This window comes from Geodermatophilus sp. URMC 61, assembly GCF_052931555.1.
The window spans coordinates 4,599,982-4,622,924 of record NZ_JBRFHZ010000002.1 but is presented as its reverse complement, the minus strand read 5'-3'; the positions used below and the strand labels follow the sequence as shown (position 1 = coordinate 4,622,924).

Annotated in this window: 15 protein-coding genes and 1 pseudogene; 6 read left to right on the top strand and 10 right to left on the bottom strand. The window is 74.4% G+C overall.

The features are described from left to right. The 9 genes and pseudogenes from ACU610_RS21565 to fdh all read right to left on the bottom strand — a co-directional run bounded on the left by ACU610_RS21565 (position 1) and on the right by fdh (position 14,460). Entirely contained in the window at positions 1-1,629 is a 1,629-nt protein-coding gene (locus ACU610_RS21565; RefSeq protein ID WP_446769738.1) for an Hsp70 family protein, read from the bottom strand. Positions 1,630-1,637: 8 nt separating this feature from the next. Next, positions 1,638-2,249, bottom strand: a complete 612-nt coding sequence (gene grpE / locus ACU610_RS21560; RefSeq protein ID WP_446769737.1) for a nucleotide exchange factor GrpE — start codon at positions 2,247-2,249, stop codon at positions 1,638-1,640. A 113-nt stretch (positions 2,250-2,362) separates the two neighbouring features. Further along, positions 2,363-3,544, bottom strand: a complete 1,182-nt coding sequence (locus tag ACU610_RS21555) for a hypothetical protein (RefSeq protein ID WP_446769736.1) — start codon at positions 3,542-3,544, stop codon at positions 2,363-2,365. Between the two features lie 167 nt (positions 3,545-3,711). Further along, positions 3,712-5,646: a VWA domain-containing protein gene (locus tag ACU610_RS21550; RefSeq protein ID WP_446769735.1), complete on the bottom strand. Its 1,935-nt coding sequence runs from the start codon at positions 5,644-5,646 to the stop codon at positions 3,712-3,714. A gap of 2 nt (positions 5,647-5,648) precedes the next feature. After that, positions 5,649-6,893 (bottom strand): hypothetical protein, encoded by a 1,245-nt coding sequence (locus ACU610_RS21545; protein ID WP_446769734.1) that lies wholly within the window; start codon positions 6,891-6,893, stop codon positions 5,649-5,651. Then, positions 6,890-8,725, bottom strand: coding sequence for a hypothetical protein (locus tag ACU610_RS21540; RefSeq protein WP_446769733.1), 1,836 nt, complete (start codon positions 8,723-8,725; stop codon positions 6,890-6,892). The genes ACU610_RS21545 and ACU610_RS21540 overlap by 4 nt, the downstream gene beginning before the upstream one ends. A gap of 114 nt (positions 8,726-8,839) precedes the next feature. Beyond that, positions 8,840-9,898: an NrfD/PsrC family molybdoenzyme membrane anchor subunit gene (gene nrfD / locus ACU610_RS21535; RefSeq protein ID WP_446769732.1), complete on the bottom strand. Its 1,059-nt coding sequence runs from the start codon at positions 9,896-9,898 to the stop codon at positions 8,840-8,842. Positions 9,899-9,971: 73 nt separating this feature from the next. Next, positions 9,972-11,039, bottom strand: a complete 1,068-nt coding sequence (locus ACU610_RS21530; protein ID WP_446769731.1) for a 4Fe-4S dicluster domain-containing protein — start codon at positions 11,037-11,039, stop codon at positions 9,972-9,974. Positions 11,040-11,169: 130 nt separating this feature from the next. Beyond that, positions 11,170-14,460 (bottom strand): annotated as a pseudogene (fdh, locus tag ACU610_RS21525) (formate dehydrogenase). Positions 14,461-14,822: 362 nt separating this feature from the next. Here fdh and ACU610_RS21520 point away from each other — a divergent pair. The 6 genes from ACU610_RS21520 (at position 14,823) to ACU610_RS21495 (ending at position 21,833) form a co-directional block, all read left to right on the top strand. Beyond that, the gene (locus ACU610_RS21520) at positions 14,823-15,623 is read left to right on the top strand and encodes an MBL fold metallo-hydrolase (RefSeq protein WP_446769730.1); all 801 of its coding nucleotides are present in this window, start codon (positions 14,823-14,825) and stop codon (positions 15,621-15,623) included. Beyond that, entirely contained in the window at positions 15,620-16,246 is a 627-nt protein-coding gene (locus ACU610_RS21515) for a DedA family protein (RefSeq protein WP_446769729.1), read from the top strand. The genes ACU610_RS21520 and ACU610_RS21515 overlap by 4 nt, the downstream gene beginning before the upstream one ends. Next, positions 16,243-18,390: a phage holin family protein gene (locus ACU610_RS21510; RefSeq protein ID WP_446769728.1), complete on the top strand. Its 2,148-nt coding sequence runs from the start codon at positions 16,243-16,245 to the stop codon at positions 18,388-18,390. Before ACU610_RS21515 ends, ACU610_RS21510 begins: the two co-directional genes overlap by 4 nt. 85 nt (positions 18,391-18,475) lie before the next feature. Further along, the gene (locus ACU610_RS21505) at positions 18,476-19,450 is read left to right on the top strand and encodes a glucosyl-3-phosphoglycerate synthase (protein WP_446769727.1); all 975 of its coding nucleotides are present in this window, start codon (positions 18,476-18,478) and stop codon (positions 19,448-19,450) included. Between the two features lie 215 nt (positions 19,451-19,665). Then, a complete protein-coding gene (locus tag ACU610_RS21500; protein WP_446769726.1) occupies positions 19,666-20,628 on the top strand; it encodes a glucosyl-3-phosphoglycerate synthase in 963 nt (320 codons plus the stop codon). Then, positions 20,625-21,833: a glycosyltransferase gene (locus tag ACU610_RS21495; protein WP_446769725.1), complete on the top strand. Its 1,209-nt coding sequence runs from the start codon at positions 20,625-20,627 to the stop codon at positions 21,831-21,833. Before ACU610_RS21500 ends, ACU610_RS21495 begins: the two co-directional genes overlap by 4 nt. Position 21,834: 1 nt before the next feature. Here the strand turns inward: ACU610_RS21495 and ACU610_RS21490 are convergent, their stop codons facing one another. Beyond that, positions 21,835-22,806 (bottom strand): Gfo/Idh/MocA family protein, encoded by a 972-nt coding sequence (locus tag ACU610_RS21490; protein WP_446769724.1) that lies wholly within the window; start codon positions 22,804-22,806, stop codon positions 21,835-21,837. Positions 22,807-22,943 lie beyond the last annotated feature (137 nt).

The window sequence follows — 22,943 nt, the reverse complement described above, 5'->3', positions numbered from 1 at the left end:
TCAGTCCGACCGCGCCATGCCCGCCACGATCTTCGTGGCCGCCTCCAGCGCCTCCCGCTGCATCACGGACAGGGTCGCGGTGATCCTCAGCTGCTGGCCGCTGCGCGGCTCGACCGCCGACAGCGTCGCCAGGCCCTCGGCGTCGATCGCCAGGGAGACGTGGATCGGCGAGCCCTTGGGCAGCCGGGGCAGCCCGTAGAACGTCGCGCCCGAGTCCGGGGTGATCTCCCGGTTGTCGGTGACCACCTCGGACTCGGCCTCGCCCATCTGCTCGTAGAGGTGGACGGTGAGCTCGGTGACGTCGTGGTCGTAGGTCTCGGCAGCCTGCTCCACCTCCAGCGGGAGCGACTCCTGGGCGTGGGCGAGGAAGCCGATGAAGGGTTCCGGCCTTCCTCCGGCACCGTCCCGGACGAAGCGGACGCCGATGCTCCGGGAGAGGACGTTGGAGATGGTCACGGCCTTGCCGCCGAGCAGCAGCTGCCGCCCCTCGGCCTGCCCGCCGAGGGCCGGGTGCGCCACGGTGGCGACGTCGGTCCCGGTCGAGCCGGCCACCGCGGAGTCGATCCAGGCGGCGGCGCCCTGGCCGTAGATGGCCGCCCCCTTGGCGACGGCGAGGTCGAACTCGGTCTTGGTCAGCGACCAGCCGAACCGCTCCTGCAGGGCCGCCTCGATCATCGGCATGCGTGAGGAGCCACCGACCAGCAGCACCTCGTCGTAGCCCAACCCCGGCACCTTCTGCTGGGCCACCGCCATCGCTCGGGCGACGATGTCGACGGTCTGGCCGACCAGGTGCTCGGTGGCCGCCTCGAACTCGGCGCGGGTGACCTCCACGAGCTCGACGGCGGTGCCGAAGGTGCACTTGATGCTGGCCTTCTCCTTGCGGCTCAGCGTCATCTTGCAGGTCTCGACCTCGGTGAGCAGTCGCTGGGCGAAGTCCTCGTCGTCGACCGGGTCCTCGGTCAGGAGGGCCTGCTGCCGGAACTTGTCGGCCACCAGGTCGAACAGCGCCTGGTCCCAGTCGGCGCCGCCGAGCAGCCGGTTGCCGTCGGTGACCAGTACCTCCACGCCGTCGGCCGAGATGCGCATGATGGTGCAGTCCAACGTGCCGCCACCGAGGTCGTAGACCAGCAGCGACTTGTCCACGTCGGTGCGCACGCCCGCGGACAGGGCAGCGGCGACCGGCTCGGTGATGATGCCGACGACGTTGAGGCCGGCGATCTCGCCCGCCTGCCGCGTGGCCTCCCGCTCCGCCAACCCGAAGTACGCCGGCACGGTGATGACGACGTCGCTGGTGTCGAGGCCGGTTGCCTCGCGCGCGTAGGTGACGAGGTCCTTGAGGATGACGCCGGAGATCGTCTCGGGGTGGAAGGTCGTGCCGAAGAACTCCAGCTCCAGCGGTGTGCCCATGTGCCGCTTGATGAGGGAGACGGTCTGGTCCCGGTAGACCAGCGCGCCGTTCTTCGCCTCCTTGCCGACGACGTACTGCGAGTCGCTCTCGAAGAAGACGACCGAGGGGGTCGTCTCGGCACCGTCGGGGTTCCGGATGACCTCCGGGCGGCCGTAGTCGTTGATGCAGGCGATCGCCGAGTAGGTGGTGCCCAGGTCGATACCGAAGACGGGGTTGCTCATCGCTCCACTCAGCTCTCGTCCGTGCCGGCCGAGGCCGGGTCGTACTGGAAGACGGTCACGCGGGCCATGACGGACGCCCGTTCCGCGCCCTCGGTGCAGAAGCCCTGCCGGACCACCGAGGCGACGGTCTGGTCCAGCTCACGGTCCCCGGTGGGGACGCGGCGCACGGCGGTGTGCCGGCGGCGGTCGAACGGGACGCCGGGAGCGGCGTCGACGGTCTCCATGCCGAGCGACTCCAGCCCTGCCTCGACGCGCTGCACCAGGAGCCCGACCTCCTTGAGCACCTGCGCCGTGGTCGTGGCGTCGGCGTCGCGGGAGCCGAGCTCGGACAGCTCGCCGTGCAGGGTCGCCAGCTGCGTGGCCACGGGCCCCAGCAGCGCCCGCACCTGGTCGGCCTGCAGGTCCTCGATGCGCGCCTGCATGCGCTCGATGACGTCTTCCTGCGCCCGGGACCGGTCGTGGAACGCCTCCACGGCACGGCGCAGGTCCTGCAGCTCGGCCGTCTGCGCCGCGAGCTCCTGGGCGGCGGCCGGGGTCGGGCGGTCCTCCGCGGGCGGCTGCTCGTCGTCCGGCACCTGCTCGGGCAGCTCGGCCTCCTCGGCCGCGACACCAGCACCCATGTCGAACACCCGTCTCGATCGCCCTGGAGCGGGCGTTCGGCGAACACCCGTGCCGGTGCTATCGGCCGGGAGGTCGCGCTCCTTGAGCGGAGCGGGACGCCGCCGTTCCGGAGCTACTCGTCGCCCCCCGCGCCTGCGGTCGCGCGCCGCCACACCCAGGCAAGCAGGCACAGCACCACCCCGGCCGCCGAGCTGCCCGCGAACAGTCCCCAGCTCGGCTCAGCGATCACCGCCGCCCCGGTGTAGACGACGGTGAGCGGCAGGAGGAGGAACGACACCACGGTGATCGCGCTCACCACCCGCCGTTCCTGGCGGTCCTCGGCGGCCCGTTGGCGCTCCTCGGCGTGCCGCACGGCCTCCTGCTCCGCGGCCTCGCGCGCCTTCCAGTAGCGCGAGAGATCCGTGAGGTCCTGCACCAGCTGCTCGTACAGGGCGGGCAGGCGGTGCTGCTGCTGGAACCCGACCAGGACCGCGCTGGTCTGCTGACCGCGCTGACCCACGTCGTTCCACCAGAGACCGATGCGGAACCGGAGCAGGTCCCGCTCCAGCCGCTCCAGCACCTCGGCGTCCAGCTCCTCGATGTCGAGCTCGGCCACCGAGTCGGCGACCTCGTGCAGCGCAGAGTGCTGCAGGATGCCCAGCAGCAGGACGTCGACGTGCAGCGTCCGCGCGTACACCCGCGCCGAGGCGTGGAAGTCGGGGCCGCTGCCGGCCGGCGTGCGCGGCGTGCAGGCCACGAACGAGATACCGTCCCGCAGGACCAGCGCGGACCAGTCGCGGGACAGCCGGATCCGCCCCTGGGTCCAGTCGGGACCGTCCACGTCGGGGACGAATGCCTGCGGGGTCACCCCGGCGGCCAGGTACCAGGCCCACCAGTCCAGCACCGGGTGGGCGGCCTCCCCGGTCGGCTGCGGAAAGCGCTCCGGGAGCCCGGCCGGGAGACCGGGCAGCGCGCCCTCCCACACGAGGTGGGTGACCGCCCGGGCGCGGCCCGCGTCGAGCGCGAGGTCGGGGCCCAAGAGCGCGGCCAACCACTCCCGGCCGGGGCCGGCGGGAGCGGTGAGAGCGGCCAGGTCGGCGACGGGGTCCGCGGCCAGCTGGACGTGCACGACCAACAGCACACCGGTCGCCGTGTCCAGCAGCTCCGCCGCCTCCACCGTGACCCCGCGCGGCCCTGGGGCGGACGCGACCTGCCGATGCCACCGGCCCTCGCGCCCCGCGGCGGCGGACCCGTAGAGGGCGTCGTGCACCCGGGGCGAGAAGTGCGCCCCCCGTGCCGCGCGGTCGGCGACCACCTGGCGAGCGGGAGGGGCGCCCGGTGCCGGGGGCACCGGCACGGGCAGGGGTCCGGCGCGCCACCCCGCGCCGGCCGGACCCTGCGTCCCCGCCCACCGCGCGGACAGGACCAGGCACGCATACCCGTCGAGGACGCTCGCGGAGGTCGGTTCCACACCCATCCCCATCAGTCCCGGACCCGCAGGTCGAGCAGCGTGGAGAGGTCCTCGGGTACGGCGTCGACGAGGCCCTGGCGGTCGGGGACGGCCGGGGCCTCACCCTCGCCACCCACGAAGCTCCACGCCTTCTGCACGGCTGCCTCAGTGGCGTCCGCCGCGTCGACCAGCAGACCCGTCCGGAGCTGCGCCCAGCGGGCGGCGTCGTTCTCCTCGAGGACCCTGCGGCCCACGTAGTGCACCAGCGCGTCAGCGGCCCGCTCGACGATCTTCTGGTCCGCCGAGCTGCCACTGGACTTGTCGTGCGCGTGGACCTGCCGCAGGTCGTTCAGGCGGGAGACCATGGGCCTCAGGCACTCGCGGATGTCCCACACGACCTCCGAGAGCTCGTGCCCCTCCGGCAGACGCCGGCCCGGTCCCTGCTCGACCATGACGTTGTGCAGCCGGAGCAGCACGGTCTCGAAGGACCACTCGCTGTCGACCTTGCGCTTGAGGTCCCGGTCCAGCGCCTTCAAGCACTTGGCGGTGAGCTTGAACGGCGACCACCCGCGGAGTTCGCGGCCGGCGAGCGGGCTCACCACCCGCTCGAGGGAGTAGATCGCGGCGCGCAGCCGCTCGACGGCCGCCGCGCACTCCGCCACGTCGTCGTCCGCGAGGAGTTGCACCTGGTCGACGGTGGCCGGGCCCAGACGCGGGAACGGCGCAGGCCGGGGCGTGCCGACGTGACGGGTCAGGCCCGCACCGAGCCCGGAGAAGTACTGCTCGAGCACGTCGATGCCGCCGATCCGGCTAGGATCACCGCCCCCCACCCGCACGAGTTCCTCGAGCAGCGGGTGGTCAGGGGCCAGCGTCGCGTTCTGCACCTTCGTCCGGCGCACCCACGCCTGATAGAGCGATGCGTCGGAGACGCCGACGGTGTGGAAGCGGATGCCCCGGTCCTGGTGCAGGTGCTCGACCAGCGTCACCGGGTCGTCCTTCGCGACGACGATCTCCCCCGTCGAGTCGGCCGTCTTGGGCGTCCAGTCGTTGCCGTCGGACACCAGGACGACGAGCCGGTCGTGGTCGGGGCGCCCGTAGCGGTCCAGCAGCTCGGCCGCCCGCAGGATCGCCTCGGAGATGTCCGTCGGCCCGAAGGCGGTCAAGCCGCGGACCGCCCCCTCGAACGCCACCCGCACGGCCGGCGGGGCGGTGGCGTCCAGGGTGGCCATGCCCTCCCGGTCGGGGAAGACCTGCCGGACCGTGTCCGCGAACCGCAGGAGGGCCACCTGTGAGTCGCGGCCGGAGACGCGCAGGCGTGCCTCCAGCATCTGGTGCAGGGCCTCCTTCAGCGCGTCCAGGCGGGTGCGGTAGCGCCCACTGCGGTCCGGCGCGGGGAGGTCGTCGGTCTCCATCGACGCCGAGCAGTCGGCGAGCACCACCACGTCGAGGCCCGTCCGGGAGCCGTCGAGGAACAGGTCGACCCCGGTCGACGGGACGATCTCGACCAGCCCGGTCATCCCCGCGTCCACCTCGCGGACGCGGAGGTCCTGGTCGGCGACGTCGACCACGCACATGGTCGGATCGGACCCCAGCCACAGACACTGGCCGGCAAGGGCGAGGTCGTCGCGGATGGCCGTCAGCACGTCGCCGGGCGCTCCCTCGCCGGGGCACTCCATCGTCAGAGAGCGCAGCGGCACGGCCGCACTGTTCTCCAGGCGCCACGTGGCGCCGTCGTCGTGACCCATCCGGGCCGCCAGCGCATCCGACACGACGAGCACCTGCGCCGGGACCCCGGCCTGTTCCTCGACCCGGACACCGACGGTGGTGGCACCTCGACGGCCCACGACCGTGAGGATCGCCGGCCCGGTGAGGCCCGCGCCCGGCGCGGTGACGACGCGGCCACCCCGCAGCGCCGGCTCGTCGCCGACCACGAGGATCCGCGCGCCCCTGTCGTCCAGCGTGCCCATGCTCACCTCACCAGCACCACGTCGAAGCCGAGCGCGTCGGCGGCCTCTCTGCGTACCCGGGGTGGCAGGAGGTCCCGGTCGCAGTACACGAAGAGCGCGGCGTTGCGCGCCTCCTGCGCGTCCCGTCCCTCCCCTGCCGGCCGCGCTTCCCGCGCCGGCGCGTAGTTGCGCACGGTCAGCGCCGCGGCGACCTCCGCCTTGCCGACGCTGGTCAGCCAGGCCAGCAGCGCCTCCGTGGCCCGCCGTTCACCCGCCTCGTTCGCGGACGCCTGGTCCTTCCAGCGCTCCCGGGTCCGCAGGACCACGTCGCGCAGCAGCTCCCGCAGGGCGGGGGGTGCCGAGGCCGGTTGCTGCTGGGCCAGGGTCACGACGTCCCGCAACGCCACCTGCTGACCCGTCGACTTGACCACCGCGTGACGCAGGCTGGGCGCGGTCGGCAGGCGCGACCCCTTGAGGGCGCAGGCCGCCAGGATCTGGTACAGCACGTCGGCCGCCCGATCGGCCCGCGTCGAGGAGTGTGCCTCGCACCGGCCCAGGCCGATCTGCTGCGGCCCGAAGACCTGCCACCGCCAGGCGTGCCGGGGGCACCGCCGCGCCTCGCACAGCCGTCCCTCCGGTTCCACGTGCTCGCAGGACACCGAGCCGACGCCGGGGCAGCCGGACGAGATCCCGCACTCAGGGAACAGCCGGTCCCGGCACCGCGCGCAGTAGCCGGTCTCCGGGTCGGACGAGTGGGCCTGCAGATGGGCGGCGCACCAGGCTGTGCGCGACCGGCAGTCCGGGCCGGGGCAGCGGGCGGCGGCCGGGGACGAGCACGCCGCGCAGGCGGGCTCGTGAGCGGGGCAGGTCGCGGCCATCCCGCCGGGGAGCAGCCGGGCGTGCTCGTCGCAGACCCCGTGGCCCTCCTCCGGGCATTCCCCGCACACGAACGGGGCGTAGGTGCTGCGACCGTCGCGCGCGCAGGTCGCGCACCCGTGGGCCTCGTGGACCCGGTGCCGCTCGAGCACGGACACGATCCCGAACTCGGTGTCCGGCCCGACCGTCACCGGCTCCTGCGGTGAGAGGACGGTGAAGTCCAGCCGCCCGGCATCGAGGGTCACCGGCAGCACGGTCCCCGGGGACAGGGTGCGGTCCTGCAGCCGGTCCTCGACCTGTCGCCAGGCCCGCACGAAAGCCTCGAGGTCGGCGCTGCCGAACAGCCCTCCGGGCAGCCCCCGGGAGTCGACGGACAGCGCGATCTGGGTCATGCCCCGTCCTCCCGCACCACGAGCAGCTCCAACCGCGACCTGCGCACTCCGCCCCGCCCCTTGGCCACGGACCTCCCGAGCAGCACGACACGCCGGTCCCCGTCCCGGAGGGCGATGAGCTCCGCCGCCGCTGCCCGCGCCGACTCCTCCTCCTCGGGGTCGGCGTCGGCCACCAGCAAGGCGACCCCGTGCTCGCGGGCGAGGTCCTGCGCCCGTCGGACCGCCTGCGAGCCGGCACGGAGCTGGGCGAGGGAGCACGGGACCTGTTGGGCGTCGCCCGGGCGCAGCAGCCGGCGCGCCTGGGTGACCTGGTCGACGAGGGAGGGGCCGACCCACGGGACCAGCTCCGCCGTCGGCGAGGCCATCCGAGCGGCCTCCCGCAGGACGAGGTCGGGGGTGACAGCGGTGTCCGGCGGCAGCGCGGCGAGCCGCCGGACCGTCTCGCGGGCGGCCGCCCGAGCGTCCGGCACGGCGGCGCCGGCCGCGGCCGGACGGGCGCCCCGGAGGGGCGCGGTGTCAGGGCGGTCGGCGGGCTGCCCGGGGGCGTGGACCACGGCCGGCTGCTCGGGGACCGCCCGCACCACCGGAACGGGTGCCGCGGACGGCGCGCCGGTCGACGGTGGCGGCTCCGTCAGGGACTGCTCCCAGACCTGGGCCAGCGTGGTCACCGAGTCCTCCGCCGCACGTCCCGAGGCCAGCAGCGCTCCGGGCACGTGGTGGTGCTCGTCGGCCACCACCGCGGCCCACGTCTCGGGCCCGCCGGCCAGCGTCTGCTGATAGAAGCGGGCGAAGAGCTCCGTCTCGTTGCGAGGCATCGACGCCTCGTCCAGCAGCAGCGCGGAGACGGCGGCGAACTCGCGGAACCCGACTTCGAGCGTGCCGAGCTCCGGGGTGAGCTCCGTCAGCAGTTCCTCGGCGAGCGCGGCCAGGGTGGCGCGCCGGCGGTCCGACCGCGAGGTCGCCTCCCCAGGAGAGGGCAGTGCGGGTACCCGTGCGTCGAGACCCCGCAGGATCGCCGCCTCCCGCTGGCGCTGCAGGACCCGCGCCGACACGGCGCCCACCCGCTCCCCGGCCCGCACCCGCCGCCGGGCGGACATCACCACCGCCTGCAGCAACGCCGCGTGGGCGATCGCCGACCCGGCGAAGGCCTGCCCGTCGACGCAACGCACGACCACCGAACCGGAGAACGGCCTCGGGGCGGTGTCACCCAGCGGGTGCACGTCCATGCACCGCAACGACCGGATGCCGGTCGTCCGCCGCATCTCCCGCTCGACGTGCACGAGGTGCCGCTGGGACGTCGAGGCGAGGTGGCGAGGCGCGACCTGGTCCGAGGACTCCGCCAGCCGCCGCGACCCGATCGGCTCGACGACGGTCGAGACGCCGGCCCGGCCGGTGAGCGCGATCAGCACCGGCGCCACCGTGCGCAGGAGGTTGTGGGCCACCTCCTGCTCCACGGCGTCCGCGACCGCGATCTGGTGCTCGTCGGCCGCGAGCCAGTCCGGCCACCGCTTCTCGTCCGGTGGCCGCACGGCGCTGGGGATGACCATGCACCCCGCGCGGCGGGCGAGGCCGCCCAGCTCGAGCACCGCGGCGGTGAGCGCGTCAGCGGCTCGCCGCCGGCTGGGCCCGTCGTGCAACCACGACCAGCCGGTGTCCAGGGCCACGCCGCGCGGCTGGTCCGGCGGTGCCGTGATCGTGACGCTCCCGGCCACGCGCCGACCGTGCAGGGTGCGACGCAGGTGCTCCACGTCGGGCAGCGCGCCGGCCAGCACGTAACCCTTGCGCAGCCGTTGGGGCGTCGGCCCCAGCCGGTACAGACGCCGCAGCGGCATCGGCCCCCCGTTCACCCGGCCGTGCACTCCGGTGCCCGGCAACGGCACCATAACTGCGAGTGACCGAGTTCCCGCGCATTGCGACGAGGGAGGGGCGCGCGCCGCGCCCGCTGCTCAGCGGGTGATCGTCGAGGCGTGCCCGTCGGAGGCGACCCGGTCGCCGGCCTGGCGGGCGGCGAGCCGCTCGCGCTGCGGGACGACGGTGTACTTCGGGTCCTTGGCGCTGACCATGCCCGCCTCGAAGACGCCGAACCGGGTCAGCAGCGACCCGGCCGCCAGCAGCACGCCCGCGGCGACCGCACCCGCCCGCCGCCGTCCGGCGACGACGGTGAGCGCCGCACCGGCCGCGGTGCACGCCTTCGCCGCGCGCAGCAACCGGCCGGCCTTGCCCTCGTGGTACGGCTCGCTGACGATGCCGAACTCGGTCTCGACCCGGTGCATCGCGGCCAGCTCGATCGCCGCGCCGGCCACTGCCATCTTGCGCGACGGCCCGGCCTCGTCGATCGGGCTGAGCGCCATGGAGATGCCCCCACCCGCGGCCATCCCGGAGGCGCCGAAGACGAACGGCAGCTCCTTGTGGGCGGCGTGCCACGACGGGACCGCGGTGTTGGCGAACAACACCCCGGTGTAGGTCGCCAGCGGGCCGCCGAACAGCGCCGCCACCACCCCGCCGAAGCGCTTGAGCCGCGGGAACCAGCCCAGCAGCTCCACCGCCGCCGTCGCCCCGGCCGCCGCGCTGAACGGCGCCAGGATGTAGGAGCCGATCGACAGCGGGGACGTCGGCTTGACGACCCGCAGCATGTGCAGGAACCGCTCGGGTCGCCCCAGGTCGTGGACGAGGAACACCACCGAGGCGATCGCCGCGCCCCCGGAGACGTAGCGGGCGTTGCGGGTCAGCGCCGGCCGGTCGGTGAGGTCGGCCAGCGCCGCCATGATCGACGACGAGCCGGCCGCACCGCCGAGGAAGAGGTACAGCGGCACGTCCGGCGTCTTCCACACCGGCGGCTTGATGATCGGCCGGCCGTAGTAGGAGGTGAACTCGGCCTCCTCGACCATCGCCACCTCGCCACCGGGGCGACCACCGCCGCGGCGGCGCCGCTTCTGCCGCTTCTGCGCCGGCGGCCCGTCCGCCCGCCGCCAGCCGGCCCCCGGCGTCGTGATGCCCTCCGTCACGTCTCCTCCTCGCTGGCGCTCGTCAGAGCCGTGCCAGGCCGTGCCCTGCCCATCGGTGACCTCGCGAGCTCGGTCACCCGCGCCTCCTCGACCCGAGGACGGCCGACAGCGCCACCCCGAGGATCATCACCGCGGCCGCTCCGGCCGACTTCCACATCGCGGGCAGGTCGCGGGTCGTGACGACCGGGTCCGGCGGCAGGCCGTAGACCTCCGGCTCGTCGAGCAGCAGGAAGAACGCGCCGTTGCCTCCCACGCCGTCGTCCTCGTCGCGCCCATAGAGCCGGGCGGTCTCCACGCCCTGCGACTTCAGCGTGGCCAGCCGCGCGTCGGCGCGAGCCTGCAGGTCGTCGAGGTTGCCGAACTGGATCGACTGCGTCGGGCAGGCCGTCGCGCACGCCGGCTGCAGGCCGTCGGTCAGCCGGTCGTAGCACATCGTGCACTTGAAGACCCGGCCGTCGCCCTTGCGCTGCTCGATGACGCCGTACGGGCAGGACGGCACGCAGTAGCCGCAGCCGTTGCAGATGTCGCCCTGCACGACGACGGTGCCGAACTCGGTCCGGAACAGCGCCCCGGTCGGGCACACGTCCAGGCACCCGGCGTGCGTGCAGTGCTTGCAGACGTCGGAGCTCATCAGCCAGCGGATCTGCTTGTCCGTGCCCGACTGCCCGGTCTGCGGGTCGAACTCCGAGAGCGCCTCGGCGTTGAGCACGCTGGACTGCTGCGCGTCGGCCAGGCTGTTGTCGGGCGCGTTGGACGGCGACGGGCCGCTGTCGTGGCGGTCGTCCCCGGGCCGGCCGAACGTCGGCATCGGCAGGTCGACGGTGCGGGTCTGCTCGATGAACGCCACGTGCCGCCAGGAGTTGGCCCCCAGTTGCCCGGTGTTGTCGTAGGACATCCCGGACAGCCCGATCACGTCGCGCACGCCGTGTGCGTCGTCCATCGGCAGGGTGTTCCACTCCTTGCACGCCACCTCGCAGGCCTTGCAGCCGATGCACACCGAGGTGTCGGTGAAGAACCCGACCCGCGCCGGGTGGTCGCCGTCGTAGCCGGCCTCCCCCTGCACGTCGGGCAGCGGCCCGTACAGCCGGTTGTCCGGGTCCCGCCCGGTGAAGGCCGGGCTCGCCGAACTGATCGAGGTCATGCCGGCCTCCTCCCTCGCGATGAGCTCACGCTGTCCTGGCTCACCGTCGTGGGTCCGGGCTCACGACCGGTGGTGAGCCAGGACCCACGACGATCAGCTGACCTGATCGTCGACATCCCCGGGGTTCCGCTCACAGCGTCGATCCCTCGCCGGCCTCGGCCGCGACGGGGTCACGGCCGTTGACCCCGACCCGTCCGGACGGCACGCCGGCGCGCTGCCGGTAGCCCTCCACGAACTCGAGGAGCGCGGCTCCGCGCGGGCGCCGTCCCGGCACGATGTCGGCGGTGCTGACCTTGTCCTCCTGGATGTGCGTGTTCGGGTCCAGCACGATCCCGAGCAGGTCGTTGGCCCCGTCACCGGTCGAGATGCCGGCGTAGGACCAGTGGTACGGCATCCCGATCTGGTGCACGACCTGCCCGTCCCGCAGCCGGATCGGCCGCATCCGCTCGGTGACCAGCACCTTCGCCTCGATCGCCGTCCGCGAGCTGACCAGCGTGGCGTACTCGCCGTTGGTCAGGCCGCGCAGCTCGGCCAGCTCCGGGCTGACCTCGACGAAGAACTCCGGCTGCAGCTCGGACAGGTAGGGCAGCGTGCGGCTCATCCCTCCGGCGGTGTGGTGCTCGGTGAGCCGGTAGGTGGTCACCTGGAACGGGAAGACCTCGCTGCGCGGCGGGTTCTCCCGGTTCCACGGCCCCTCGATGTGCTCCAGCGTCGGGTTCATCTGCTGCTTGTACAGGGCGTTCTCCACGACGGACTCCGCCGGCTCGTAGTGCGTCGGCAGCGGGCCGTCGACCAGCCCCGCGGGCGCGAACAGCCACGCCTTGCCGTCGCCCTGCATGACGAACGGGTCGGTCCCGGCGATCGCGTCCTGCGCCCTGGCTCCCTCCGGCGGCACGTAGTCCGGCCGCTTGGTCGCCTCGAAGTCCGGGTTGTCCAGACCGGTCCAGCGACCGGCCTCCTCGTCCCACCAGACGTACGCCTTGCGCTGGCTCCACGGCTTGCCGTCCGGGTCGGCCGAGGCGCGGTTGTAGAGGATGCGCCGGTTGTACGGCCAGGCCCAGCCCCACTCCATGGCCACCGAGCCCTGCTCGCGACCCGGCCGGCGGCGGGCGGACTGGTTGACCTCGTCGGCGTAGACGCCGGAGTAGATCCAGCAGCCGCACGTCGTCGAGCCGTCGTCCTTGAGCTCCAGGTAGCCCGACACCGCACGCCCGTCCGGGCCGGTGCCGTTGATCTCGCGCAGGACGGCCTCCGCGCTCGGCTCCACCTCGGGCCCGTGGGTCGGGTAGTCCCAGGTGAGGTCGAGCAGCGGACGGTCCCGCGGGTCGGTGGAGTCGGCCAGCCGCTCACGCAGGATGCGACCGAGGTGGAAGTAGAACCACAGGTCGCTCCTGGCGTCGTTCGGCGGCTCGACCGCCTTGTGCCGCCACTGCAGCAGCCGCTGGGTCTGGGTGAAGGTGCCCTCCTTCTCCGCGTGGGTCGCCGCGGGCATGAAGAAGACCTCGGTGCCGATCGTCTCCGGGGCCAGCTCCCCGGTCTCGATCTCGGGGGACTCCTTCCAGAAGGTCGCCGACTCGATCATCTGCAGGTCGCGGACGACCAGCCAGTCGAGGTTGGCCAGCCCGAAGCGGTTCATGCGCCCGTTGGGGTGCCCGACCGTCGGGTTCTCGCCGACCAGGAAGTAGCCGGAGACCTTGCCCTGGATCATGTCGGCGATCGTGCGGTAGGAGCTGTGGTCGCCGTCGATCCTCGGGAGGTAGTCGAACGCGAAGTCGTTCTCCGGCGTCGCGGCGTCCCCCCACCAGGCCTTGAGCAGGCTGGTCATGTAGGCGCGCTTGTTGCCCCAGAAGCCGGCCTTGCCCTCGGCGTCGGCGCAGTACTCGTCGAGGTCGCCGTGCTGCAGCGCGTGCGGCATGGGCAGGTAGCCCGGCAGCAGGTTGAACAGCGTCGGGACGTCGGTCGAGCCCTGGATGCTGGCGTGCCCGCGCAGCGCCAGGATGCCGCCGCCGGGACGGCCGATGTTGCCCAGCAGCGTCTGCAGGATCGAGCAGGTGCGGATGTACTGGGCGCCGACGCTGTGCTGCGTCCAGCCCACCGAGTACACCCACGCCGTCGTCCGGTCGCGGCCGCTGTTCTCGGTCACCCACCGCGCGACCTGCAGGAAGACCTCCGGCTCGATGCCGCAGACCTCGGCCACCATCTCCGGGGTGTAGCGGTCGAAGTGCCGCTTGAGGATCTGGAACACCGACCGCGGGTGCTGCAGCGTCTCGTCGCGCTTCGGCTTGGCCGCGATGGGCGGCCCGCCGCTGCCGGCCGCCTGGGCGCGGTCGGCCTTCTTGACGTCCGGGTGCTGCTCGATCGCCTCCTGCTCGGAGGCCTCGGCAGGCTGCGCCGAGCCCGAGTGCGGCGGCTCCTCCGGCTCGTACTGCCAGCTGGCCTCGTCGTACTGGCTGCGCTCCGGGTCGAAGCCGGAGAACAGCCCGTCGAGGTCCTCGGAGTCGACGAAGTCCTCGCTCACCAGCGCCGAGGCGTTGGTGTAGGCGACGACGTACTCCTTGAAGTACAGCTCGTTGTCGAGCACGTACTTGATCAGGCCGCCGAGGAACGCGATGTCCGTGCCGACCCGCAGCGGGACGTGCAGGTCGGCGATCGCGCTCGTACGCGTGAACCGCGGGTCGATGTGGACGACCTTCGCGCCGCGCGCCTTGGCCTCACCCACCCACTGGAAACCCACCGGGTGGCACTCGGCCATGTTCGAACCCTCGATGACGATGCAGTCGGAGTTCGCGAGGTCTTCCTGGAAGTTCGTGGCGCCGCCACGACCGAACGAGGCACCCAGACCGGGCACCGTGGCGGAGTGCTATATGCGCGCCTGGTTCTCGATCTGGATCGCGCCCAGGGCGCTGTAGAGCTTCTTCATGAGGTAGTTCTCCTCGTTGTCGAGGGTCGCCCCTCCGAGGCTCGCTATCCCCATGGTGCGGTTGACGCGCTTGCCGTCGTTCTCGTCCTGCCAGCCCTTGCGGCGGGCCTCGAGGACACGGTCGGCGATCATGTGCATCGCCGTGTCGAGCTCGAGGTCCTCCCACTCCGTCCCGAACGGACGGCGGTACTTCACCGTCGTCACGCGGGTCGGGCTGGTGACCAGCTGCTTGCTGGCGCTGCCCTTGGGGCACAGCCGGCCCCGGCTGATCGGCGAGTCCGGGTCGCCCTCGATCTGGACGATCTGCTCGTCCTTGACGTAGATCCGCTGGCCGCACCCCACCGCGCAGTACGGGCACACGCTCTGGACGACGCGGTCGGCGGTGGCCGTGCGGCTCACCACGTTCTCCGTCGCCTTGCTGCGTGCGGCCGCGCCGCGTCCGAGCGGGTCCGGTCCCGTCAGCTGCCGGAACACCGGCCACGCGTCGAGCCAGGTCTTCACGTGCGCAACTCTGCCACTCCTGCGCCCGCTCGGCGCTCCGGAACCCGCGGTCGCCGATGACAACCGTCCGTTGCGGTTCCGCCGTCCGACCTGCCCCTCTGCCGTCCGTCCCCTCCCGCTCGGCCTGCCGTCGGGCCCCCTCCGCCTGCTGTCGCCGTCTCTCCGCCGTGATCATGGGGTTGTTGCCCGCCCCGCCGGCGCGTCGGCGCGTGTCACCCGCAACACCCCCATGATCAACCCGGGGGTGGTGCAGTACGGGTGGTGCAGGAGGCAGGAGGGGCGCAGCGGAGGCACCGCGCCCGAGGGCACCCCAGGGGTCGGTCCGGTGCCGGATCGTCGGAGGGGCGGTCGATACTGGACCGGTGGGCGGCCTGCACCTGCACTTCCTCGGCCACTCGACCGTGCGCGTCGAGTCGGCCGGGCACACGGTGCTGACCGATCCCCTGCTCACCGGGCGGGTCGGGCCGCTGCGCCGCGTGGTGCCGGCGCCCGCGCCGGAGACGTACGCCGACGTCGACCTGGTGCTCATCAGCCACCTGCACGGCGACCACCTGCACCTGCCCTCGCTGCGGCTGCTCGACCCGGACGTGCGGGTCGTCGTCCCCCGGGGTGCCGGGGCGTGGCTGCGGACGCGGGGCTTCCGGCACGTGGTCGAGGTGCTGCCCGGCGAGACCATCACCCACGGCGCGCTGCGGGTCACCGCCGTCCCGGCCGAGCACGCCGGGCACCGCTGGGGTCCGCGGCTGACGCACGGGCCGGACACCCCCGCGGTCGGTCACCTGGTCGAGGGCGCCGGGCAGACCGTGTACGCCGCGGGCGACACCGACCTGACCGACGTGATGTCTCTGCTCGGCGAGCGCGGGGTCGACGTCGCCCTGCTGCCGGTGTGGGGGTGGGGGCTCACGCTCGGCCCCGGTCACCTCGACCCCGCGGGTGCGGCCGAGGCGACGGCGCGGCTGCGGCCGCGGGTCGCCGTCCCCGTGCACTGGGGGACCCTCGCGCTGCGCGGCGCCGCGGGCCTGCCGCGGATGCGCCGGCTGCTCACCGAGCCGCCGCGGCAGTTCGCCGCCGCGGTCGCCGCCCGCGGCCTGGACACCGCCGTGGTCGTCGCCGAGCCGGGCCGCCCGGTGCCGCTGCCGGAGCCCGTCGGGACGACGCCGTGAGCGCGCTCGCGGCCGGCTGGACCGACGGCTCGATCGGCTACCCCGTCCTCTTCGGTGGCGTGCTGCTCGGCTCGGTGGTGCCCGTCGTCCCCACCGGGGCGGTGGTCGGGGCCGGCGCGGCCTTCGCCGTGACCGCCCACGAGCTCAACCTCGTGCTCGTCGTGCTGGTGGCCACGCTCGGCGCCTGGGCCGGCGACCTGGTCACCTTCGCGATCTGCCGGTTCGGCGGGCCGGCGGCGGTCCGCTGGGTCGCCCGCGGCCAGCACGCCGAGCGCATCGAGGAGGTCCGGGAGCAGTTCCGCCGGCACGGCTGGCAGATCGTCGTCATCGGCCGGCTGCTGCCCGCGGGCCGCATCCCGGTGCTGCTGGCCGCCGGCGCGCTGGCCTACCCGTGGCGGCGGCTGCTGCCGGCGTCGCTGCTCGCCGCGTTCCTCTGGGCGGTCGCCTACGCCGCCCTCGGCGTGGCCAGCGGCGGCATCTTCGACTCGCCGCTGATCGCGGTCCTGCTGGCCACCGTGCTGGTGCTCCTCGTGGGCGCGGTGCTCAACGCCGTCGGCACGCACCGCCGGCGCACCCCCACCCCGGAGCCCGAACGCGACCCCTCGGCCTGCGGTCCGGCATGACCGCACCCTCCGGGCGGGTCCTCCAGCGGGGCCGCACGCCGGCGCGCGTCGTCCTGACCTGGGCGGCCAGCACCGCCGCGCTCGTCGTCCTCGACCGCTGGCTCGGCGCGTTCGTGATGCCGTCGTGGTGGCAGCCGCCGCTGATCGCGCTGCTGCTCGGCCTGCTCACCGGCGTCGTGTGGCCGCTGGTCATGCGGGTCGCGCTGCCGCTGGTCTTCTTCACCCTCGGCCTCGGCAGCTTCCTGCTGCTCGGCGCCGCGGTGCTCGGCCTGTCCTTCCTCGTACCCGGCGTGGTCATCGCCGACCTGCGCACCGCGGTCGTCGTGGGTGTCGCCATGGCCGGAGTGTCCGGGCTGGTCAGCAGCCTGCTCGCCCTCGACGAGGACGAGCTCTTCTTCCGTCGCGCGCGCCGCCGGGCCCGGGGGACGGCGGAGGGCGAGCCGTGCCCGCCCGGCGTGCTCTTCCTGCAGATCGACGCGCTGTCGTACGACACCGCCCGCCGCGCCGTCCGCGACGGGTCGATGCCGCACCTGGCCGCCTGGCTGCGGTCCGGCAGCCACGTGCTGGCCTCCTGGCACACCGACTGGAGCTCACAGACCGGCGCCTCGGTCTGCGGCATCCTGCACGGCTCCAACGCCGACATCCCGGGGTTCCGCTGGTACGACAAGGAGCGCGACCGCATCGTCCGCGTCTCCTCGCCGACCGACGCCGCCGAGATCGAGCGGGCGCACTCCGACGGCCGCGGGCTGCTGTCCGGCGGCGGGGCCAGCCACGGCAACCTGTTCACGGGGGACGCCGAGCACGTCAGCCTCACGATGAGCTCGCTGGCGCACGTCGTCCCCGCGGCCAGCCGCCGGGCGCGGCAGCGGCGGCAGCGCGCCGGCACGGGCTACTACGCCTACTTCGCCAACCCGGGCAACGCGCTGCGCACGCTCGCGGGCTCCCTCGCCGACGTGTACCGGGAGCTCGTCGCCGCTGCCCGCGAGCGCCGGGGCGACGTCCGGCCCCGGGTCTCGCGTGGTGGCATCTACCCGCTGGCCCGCCCGGGGACGACGGTCATCTCCCGCGACGTCGTGGTGTTCGCGCTGCTGGAGGACATGCTCGCCGGCCGGCCGGTCGCCTACGCGGACTTCCTGGGCTACGACGAGGCCGCCCACCACGGCGGGCTCGAGCGGGCCGACAGCCTCGCCGTGCTGCGCAGCATCGACCAGCAGATCGGCCGGCTGCACCGCGCCGCCCAGCTCGCTCCGCGCGAGTACCACCTGGTCTGCCTCTCCGACCACGGCCAGACGCAGGGCGAGTCCTTCGCCACCCGGTTCGGGGAGACCGTCGAGCAGCTGGTCGGCCGGCTCTGCGGCGGGCGCGGCGAGCTGCCGGCCGGGCACCTCACCGGCCCGCGGGACAGCCGGCGGCTCACCGAGGGCTGGCAGGTCGGGGCGGCACTGGCCGAGGGTGGCGGGCCGATCGCCCGCCGGCTGCGCGAGCGGGTGGAGCGCGCCGAGGGCGTGCCGCACGCCCACGAGCTGCCCGCCGACCGCGAGGGCCGGGTGCCGCGGGTGGCCCCCGGCGTGGTCGTCGCCGTCTCCGGCCACACCGCGATGGTGTCCTTCGCCGACATCCCCGGCCGGGTGTCGCTGGAGGAGATCGAGCGGCACTGGCCGGCGCTGCTGCCCGGCCTGGTCGACCACGACGGCGTCGGGTTCCTGCTCGTGCACTCCGAGGAGCACGGCCCGGTGGTGCTCGGCCGCGACGGGTTGCACCGCCTGGCGACGGGCGAGGTGGTCGGCGAGGACCCGCTGCTCCCCTACGGCCCGCACGCCGCCGCCCTGGTGGCCCGCGGCTCGACGTTCCCGCACTGCCCGGACGTCGTCATCAACAGCCGCTACGACCCGGTCACCGACGAGGCCTCGGCGTTCGAGCCGCACGTGGGCTCGCACGGTGGGCTCGGCGGCCCACAGCAGCACGCCTTCCTGCTGCACCCGCGCTCGTTCCGGGCGCCGGGCGAGGTCGTCGGCGCCGAGGCGCTGCACCGGGTCCTGCGCGGCTGGCTCACCGACCTCGGCCACCCCGAGCCGACCGGGGACGGCGCCGTCGTCGGGGCACTGAGCGCGACGGCGCGGCGCTCCTCCGACGTCCCGGTGTGACCTGCGGCAGCACAGTCGGTGACGTCCGCGTGAACTCCGTCGCGCCGCGTGGCATCTCGGTGATCACCTCACCGAGAGTGGGGTGATGCGACCCGACGCGCGCGCCTGGTTCGAGTCCCGCACCAGCTCGGCCCCCTCCCTCGACGCGCTCGACCTCGATGCGCTGCTGCACGCCAAACGCCGCGGGCAGCACCGGGTCAGCGTCGTCCTCCCCGCCCGGGACGAGGAGGCGACCGTCGGCGGGCTGGTCGCCGACCTGCACGAGCAGTGGGTCCAGCGGGTGCCGCTGGTCGACGAACTGCTCGTCGTCGACTCCGACTCCACCGACGCCACCGCAGGGGTGGCCCGCGCGGCCGGAGCCGACGTCGTCGCCGCGGCCGACGTGCTGCCGGCCCACGGCAGCCGCCCGGGCAAGGGTGAGGCGCTGTGGAAGGGGCTGGCGGCGACCACCGGCGACCTGGTCGTCTTCCTCGACGCCGACCTGCTCGGCGACGTCCGGCACTTCGTGCCCGGCCTGCTCACGCCGCTGCTGACCGACCCGCAGGTCGACTACGTCAAGGCCTGCTACACCCGGCCGCTCGAGCTGGACGGGTCGTCCGTCCCGGCCGGCGGCGGGCGGGTCACCGAGCTGACCGCGCGGCCGCTGCTCAACGCCCTGTGGCCGGAGCTCGCCGGGTTCGTCCAGCCGCTGGGCGGCGAGTACGCCGGACGGCGGTCGGCGCTGGAGCAGGTGCCGTTCGTGTCGGGCTACGGCGTGGAGGTCGGGCTGCTGGTCGACCTGCTGCGGCTCTCGGCTCTCGGGGGGCTCGCGCAGGTGGACCTCGGCGTGCGCCGGCACATCTCGCAGGGCCAGGAGGCGCTGGGCCGGATGGCGGGGCAGGTCGTGTCGACGGTGCTCGCCCGGGCCGGGCGGGCGCGGGCCGGCGGGCTGCTCACCCAGTTCCGGCACGACGGCACCGGGTTCGTGCCGCACAGCACCGCGATGGCCGTCGACGAGCGGCCGCCAATGGCGACGGTGGCCGAGTACCGGGCGCTGCGGGGCGACGTCGTCGTCGGCTGACACCGGGCCCCACGCGGCTCCGATCCCGGACCGTCCCCCGGACCTCGACCGCTGCCCGCTCTGCGGGGCAGGTGGAGGGAGCATCCGGAGGGACACTCCCGGACCGGGAACGGAACGCGGACGGTCGCTCCAGACTGCCGATCCTCGTGCATCCTGTCGCCCGACGGGGACCTCCGTGCCGACACCGACGTCGGCACCCGGCCTGGGGGAGACGCGTGCGCCCTGACGTCCGACGCTGGCTGCACCACCGCACCTTCACCGCCGAGAGGTGGCGGGCATCCGAACTGGTCAGCGCCAGAGAGATCCGTGGCACCACCGTCAGCGTGGTGCTCCCCGCCCTCGACGAGGAACGCACCGTCGGCAGCATCGTGGCGACGATCCGCGAGGAACTGGTCGAGCGCTGCCCGCTGGTCGACGAGGTGGTCGTCGTCGACAGCGGCTCCAGCGACCGGACGGCGGAGGTCGCGTCGGCGGCGGGCGCTCGCGTCGTCCCCGTCGACACGGTGCTCCCCCGCCACGGCAGCCGCCCGGGCAAGGGAGAGGCGCTGTGGAAGTCGCTGCACGCCACCAGCGGCGACCTGCTGGTCTTCATCGACTCCGACCTGATCGCCTTCGACCCGCAGTTCGTGGTCGGCCTGCTCGGCCCGCTGCTCACCGACCCCACCGTCGGCTACGTCAAGGCCCTCTACGACCGGCCGCTGACCACCACTGACGGCATCGTCCCCTCGGGCGGCGGCCGGGTCACCGAGCTCGTCGCCCGGCCACTGCTCAACGCCTTCTGGCCCGAGCTGTCCGGCTTCGTCCAGCCGCTGTCCGGGGAGTACGCCGGCCGCCGTGAGCTGCTCGAGCAGGTCCCCTTCGTCTCCGGCTACGGCGTCGAGTTGGGTCTGCTCGTCGACCTGGTGGCCCTCGCCGGCCTCGACGCGCTGGCCCAGGTCGACCTGGGCACCCGCCAGCACACCCACCAGGCCGACGCGGCACTCGGCCGGATGGCCGGACAGATCCTGCAGACCGCGCTGGCCCGCCGGCCCGGCACCGACCGGCCGGAGCGCGAGCTGCTGCAGTTCCTGCGCACGGCCGACGGCCTCGAGGGCGTCAGCTGGGACGTCGGGGTGGTGGAGCGCCCGCCGATGCGGTCCGTCCGCGCCGCCGAGGGCCGGCCGAGGGGCCGGTCGTGAAGATCCTGATGGACGCCGGGCCCTGGCTGCCCGTGCCCCCGCCGGGCTACGGCGGCCTGGAGAACGTCGTCGCCACGCTGACCACCGAGCTGCGCGCCCGCGGGCACACCGTCGTCCTGGCCTCGGTCGGCGACTCGACCCTGCCGGTCGACGGGCTGGTCAGCGCCTTCCCCAGCGGTCGGTTCGAGCAGCTGGGTGGGCCGTACCCGCAGGTGGTCGGCACGGCGCACGCGCACGAGCAGGTGGTGCTGGCCACCCTCGCCGAGCACGCGCTGGCCGGTGAGCCCTTCGACCTCGTGCACAGCCACGTCGAGGTGATCGGCCCGGCGCTGCTCGCCGGCCTGGGGGACACCGCCCCGCCGACGCTGGCCACGCTGCACTGGGACACCCGCCGCAACGCCGACTTCTGGGCCTCCTTCGACGGCCGGGGCCGGGTCTGGTTCGCCGGCGTCTCCGACACCCAGGTGGCGCAGGCGCCGGCGGCGCTGCGCGAGCAGGTGGTCGGCGTCGTCCCGCTGTCTGTGCCGGTCGACGGCCCGCCGCCCGTGCCGCGGAGGGACCGGTCGGGCTCCGTCCTGGTGCTGGCCCGGCTGTGCGAGCCCAAGGGCATCGACACCGCCCTGCGCGCCTGCCGCGCGGCCGGGGTGCCCCTGGTGCTCGCCGGCCCGGTCGGCGGGCTGCCCGACCGGGCGGCACTGGAGGACGCCCGCGCCACCCCGGGGCACCCGGCCCGCTCGCACCCCGACGTCGCGTGGTTCCTCGAGCACGTCGACCCGCACCTCGACGGCGTGGCCGCGCGCTGGATCGGCAGCGTCGGAGGCGCGGCGAAGGACGAGCTGCTGCGCACCTCCCGCGCGGTGCTGTTCCCCATCCGGTGGGAGGAGCCCGGCGGCACCGCCGTCTGCGAGGCCCTCGCCGCGGGGACGCCGGTGGTCGCCATGGCCCGCGGCTGCCTGCCCTCCCTCGTGGACGACGGCCGCACCGGCTTCCTCGCCACCGACGAGGCGCAGTTCACCGCGGCGCTGGAGCGGCTCGACGAGATCGATCCGGAGACCTGCGCCGCCGAGGCCCGCCGCCGCTTCGCCCCGGCCGTGATGGCCGACGGCTACGAGCGGCTGTACGCCGCGACGCTGGCCCGCGCGCGGGCCTCCACCCGGTCCCGCGGCCGGCTCCCGTCCCCCCGCCGGCAGCGCGCGTTGCGCTGAGTCAGGGCCGGACGGCCTCCCCGGTGCGGGCCGACTCGGCGATCGCCACCGCGACCCGGTGCGTGCGCAGCGCCTCGGCGTAGTCGACCAGCCCGTCCGCAGCCGCGCCGCCGGCCAGCACGTCGACGAACGCCCGGTCGACCGCGGTGCGCCCGTCGACCCGCGGCTCGCTGCGCTGCGCGCCGTCGGCCGTGGTGACGGTCAGCGAGGTCTCGGTGAGCTCGACCGCCGCGCCGTCGCACACCACGTCGAGACCTGCCGCCAGCTTGCCCGGCAGCGAGCAGGCGGCGGCCACCGTGCCGACGGCGCCGGACTCGAACGCCAGCAGCGCGGCGGTCGCGTCGTCGACGTCGCGGCCCTCCGCGGTGGACGGCGCGGCCGTGGCGCGGACCTCGACCACCTCACCGGCGAGCAGCCGGGCCAGGTCCAGCACGTGGGTGAGCTGCTCGACGACCTGACCGCCGGAGCGCTCCCGCCGCGACCACCAGGCCGGTGGCGGCACCTTGTCCAGCCAGGTCGCGTCGACCAGCCGAGGCCGGTGCGCGGCGCAGACCGCGCGGGCGGCCGCCACCGTGTCCAGGTGCCGCCAGTGGTAGCCGGTCGCGGTGGGCAGCCCGGCCCCGGCCACGGCCCTCGCCACCTCCTCGGCGACGGCGGCCCCGGTGGCCAGCGGCTTCTCGACGAAGAAGGGGACGCCTGCACCGACCGCGGCCCGCTCCAGCTCCCCGTGCGCGAAGGGCGGCACGCACAGCCAGACGCCGTCCAGCCGCTGGGCGAGCAGCCGGTCGACGTCCTCGACGACCGGCACGCCCAGCTCGCCGGCGAGCGTGTCGGCGGCGCCGGGGACGGCGTCGGTCACGCCGACCAGCTCCACGTCGGGGAAGCCGGCCAGCGTCCGCGCGTGGCGGGCGCCGACACCCCCGGCTCCGACGAGTCCGACGCGGACGGGGAGGCCGGTGTGCGGTGCGCCCATGGCGGGGTCCTGCCCTGGCCTCGGGGCGCGCAACCGCAGGTCGGCCGCGCGACCGCTCCGGCGACCGACCCGCGGCACACGCCGACGTGCGGCACGGCGAGCATGGTGTCGCCGTCCCCGTGGCTCGGGCCCGTGGG

Coding starts and splice junctions, on each gene's coding strand:
- ACU610_RS21510 (WP_446769728.1), top strand. CDS start 16,243: ATGACCGCACCCTCCGGGCGGGTCCTCCAGCGGGGCCGCACGCCGGCG.
- ACU610_RS21550 (WP_446769735.1), bottom strand. CDS start 5,646: ATGGGCACGCTGGACGACAGGGGCGCGCGGATCCTCGTGGTCGGCGAC.
- ACU610_RS21540 (WP_446769733.1), bottom strand. CDS start 8,725: ATGCCGCTGCGGCGTCTGTACCGGCTGGGGCCGACGCCCCAACGGCTG.
- ACU610_RS21545 (WP_446769734.1), bottom strand. CDS start 6,893: ATGACCCAGATCGCGCTGTCCGTCGACTCCCGGGGGCTGCCCGGAGGG.
- ACU610_RS21490 (WP_446769724.1), bottom strand. CDS start 22,806: ATGGGCGCACCGCACACCGGCCTCCCCGTCCGCGTCGGACTCGTCGGA.
- grpE (WP_446769737.1), bottom strand. CDS start 2,249: ATGGGTGCTGGTGTCGCGGCCGAGGAGGCCGAGCTGCCCGAGCAGGTG.
- ACU610_RS21530 (WP_446769731.1), bottom strand. CDS start 11,039: ATGACCTCGATCAGTTCGGCGAGCCCGGCCTTCACCGGGCGGGACCCG.
- ACU610_RS21565 (WP_446769738.1), bottom strand. CDS start 1,629: ATGAGCAACCCCGTCTTCGGTATCGACCTGGGCACCACCTACTCGGCG.
- ACU610_RS21505 (WP_446769727.1), top strand. CDS start 18,476: ATGCGACCCGACGCGCGCGCCTGGTTCGAGTCCCGCACCAGCTCGGCC.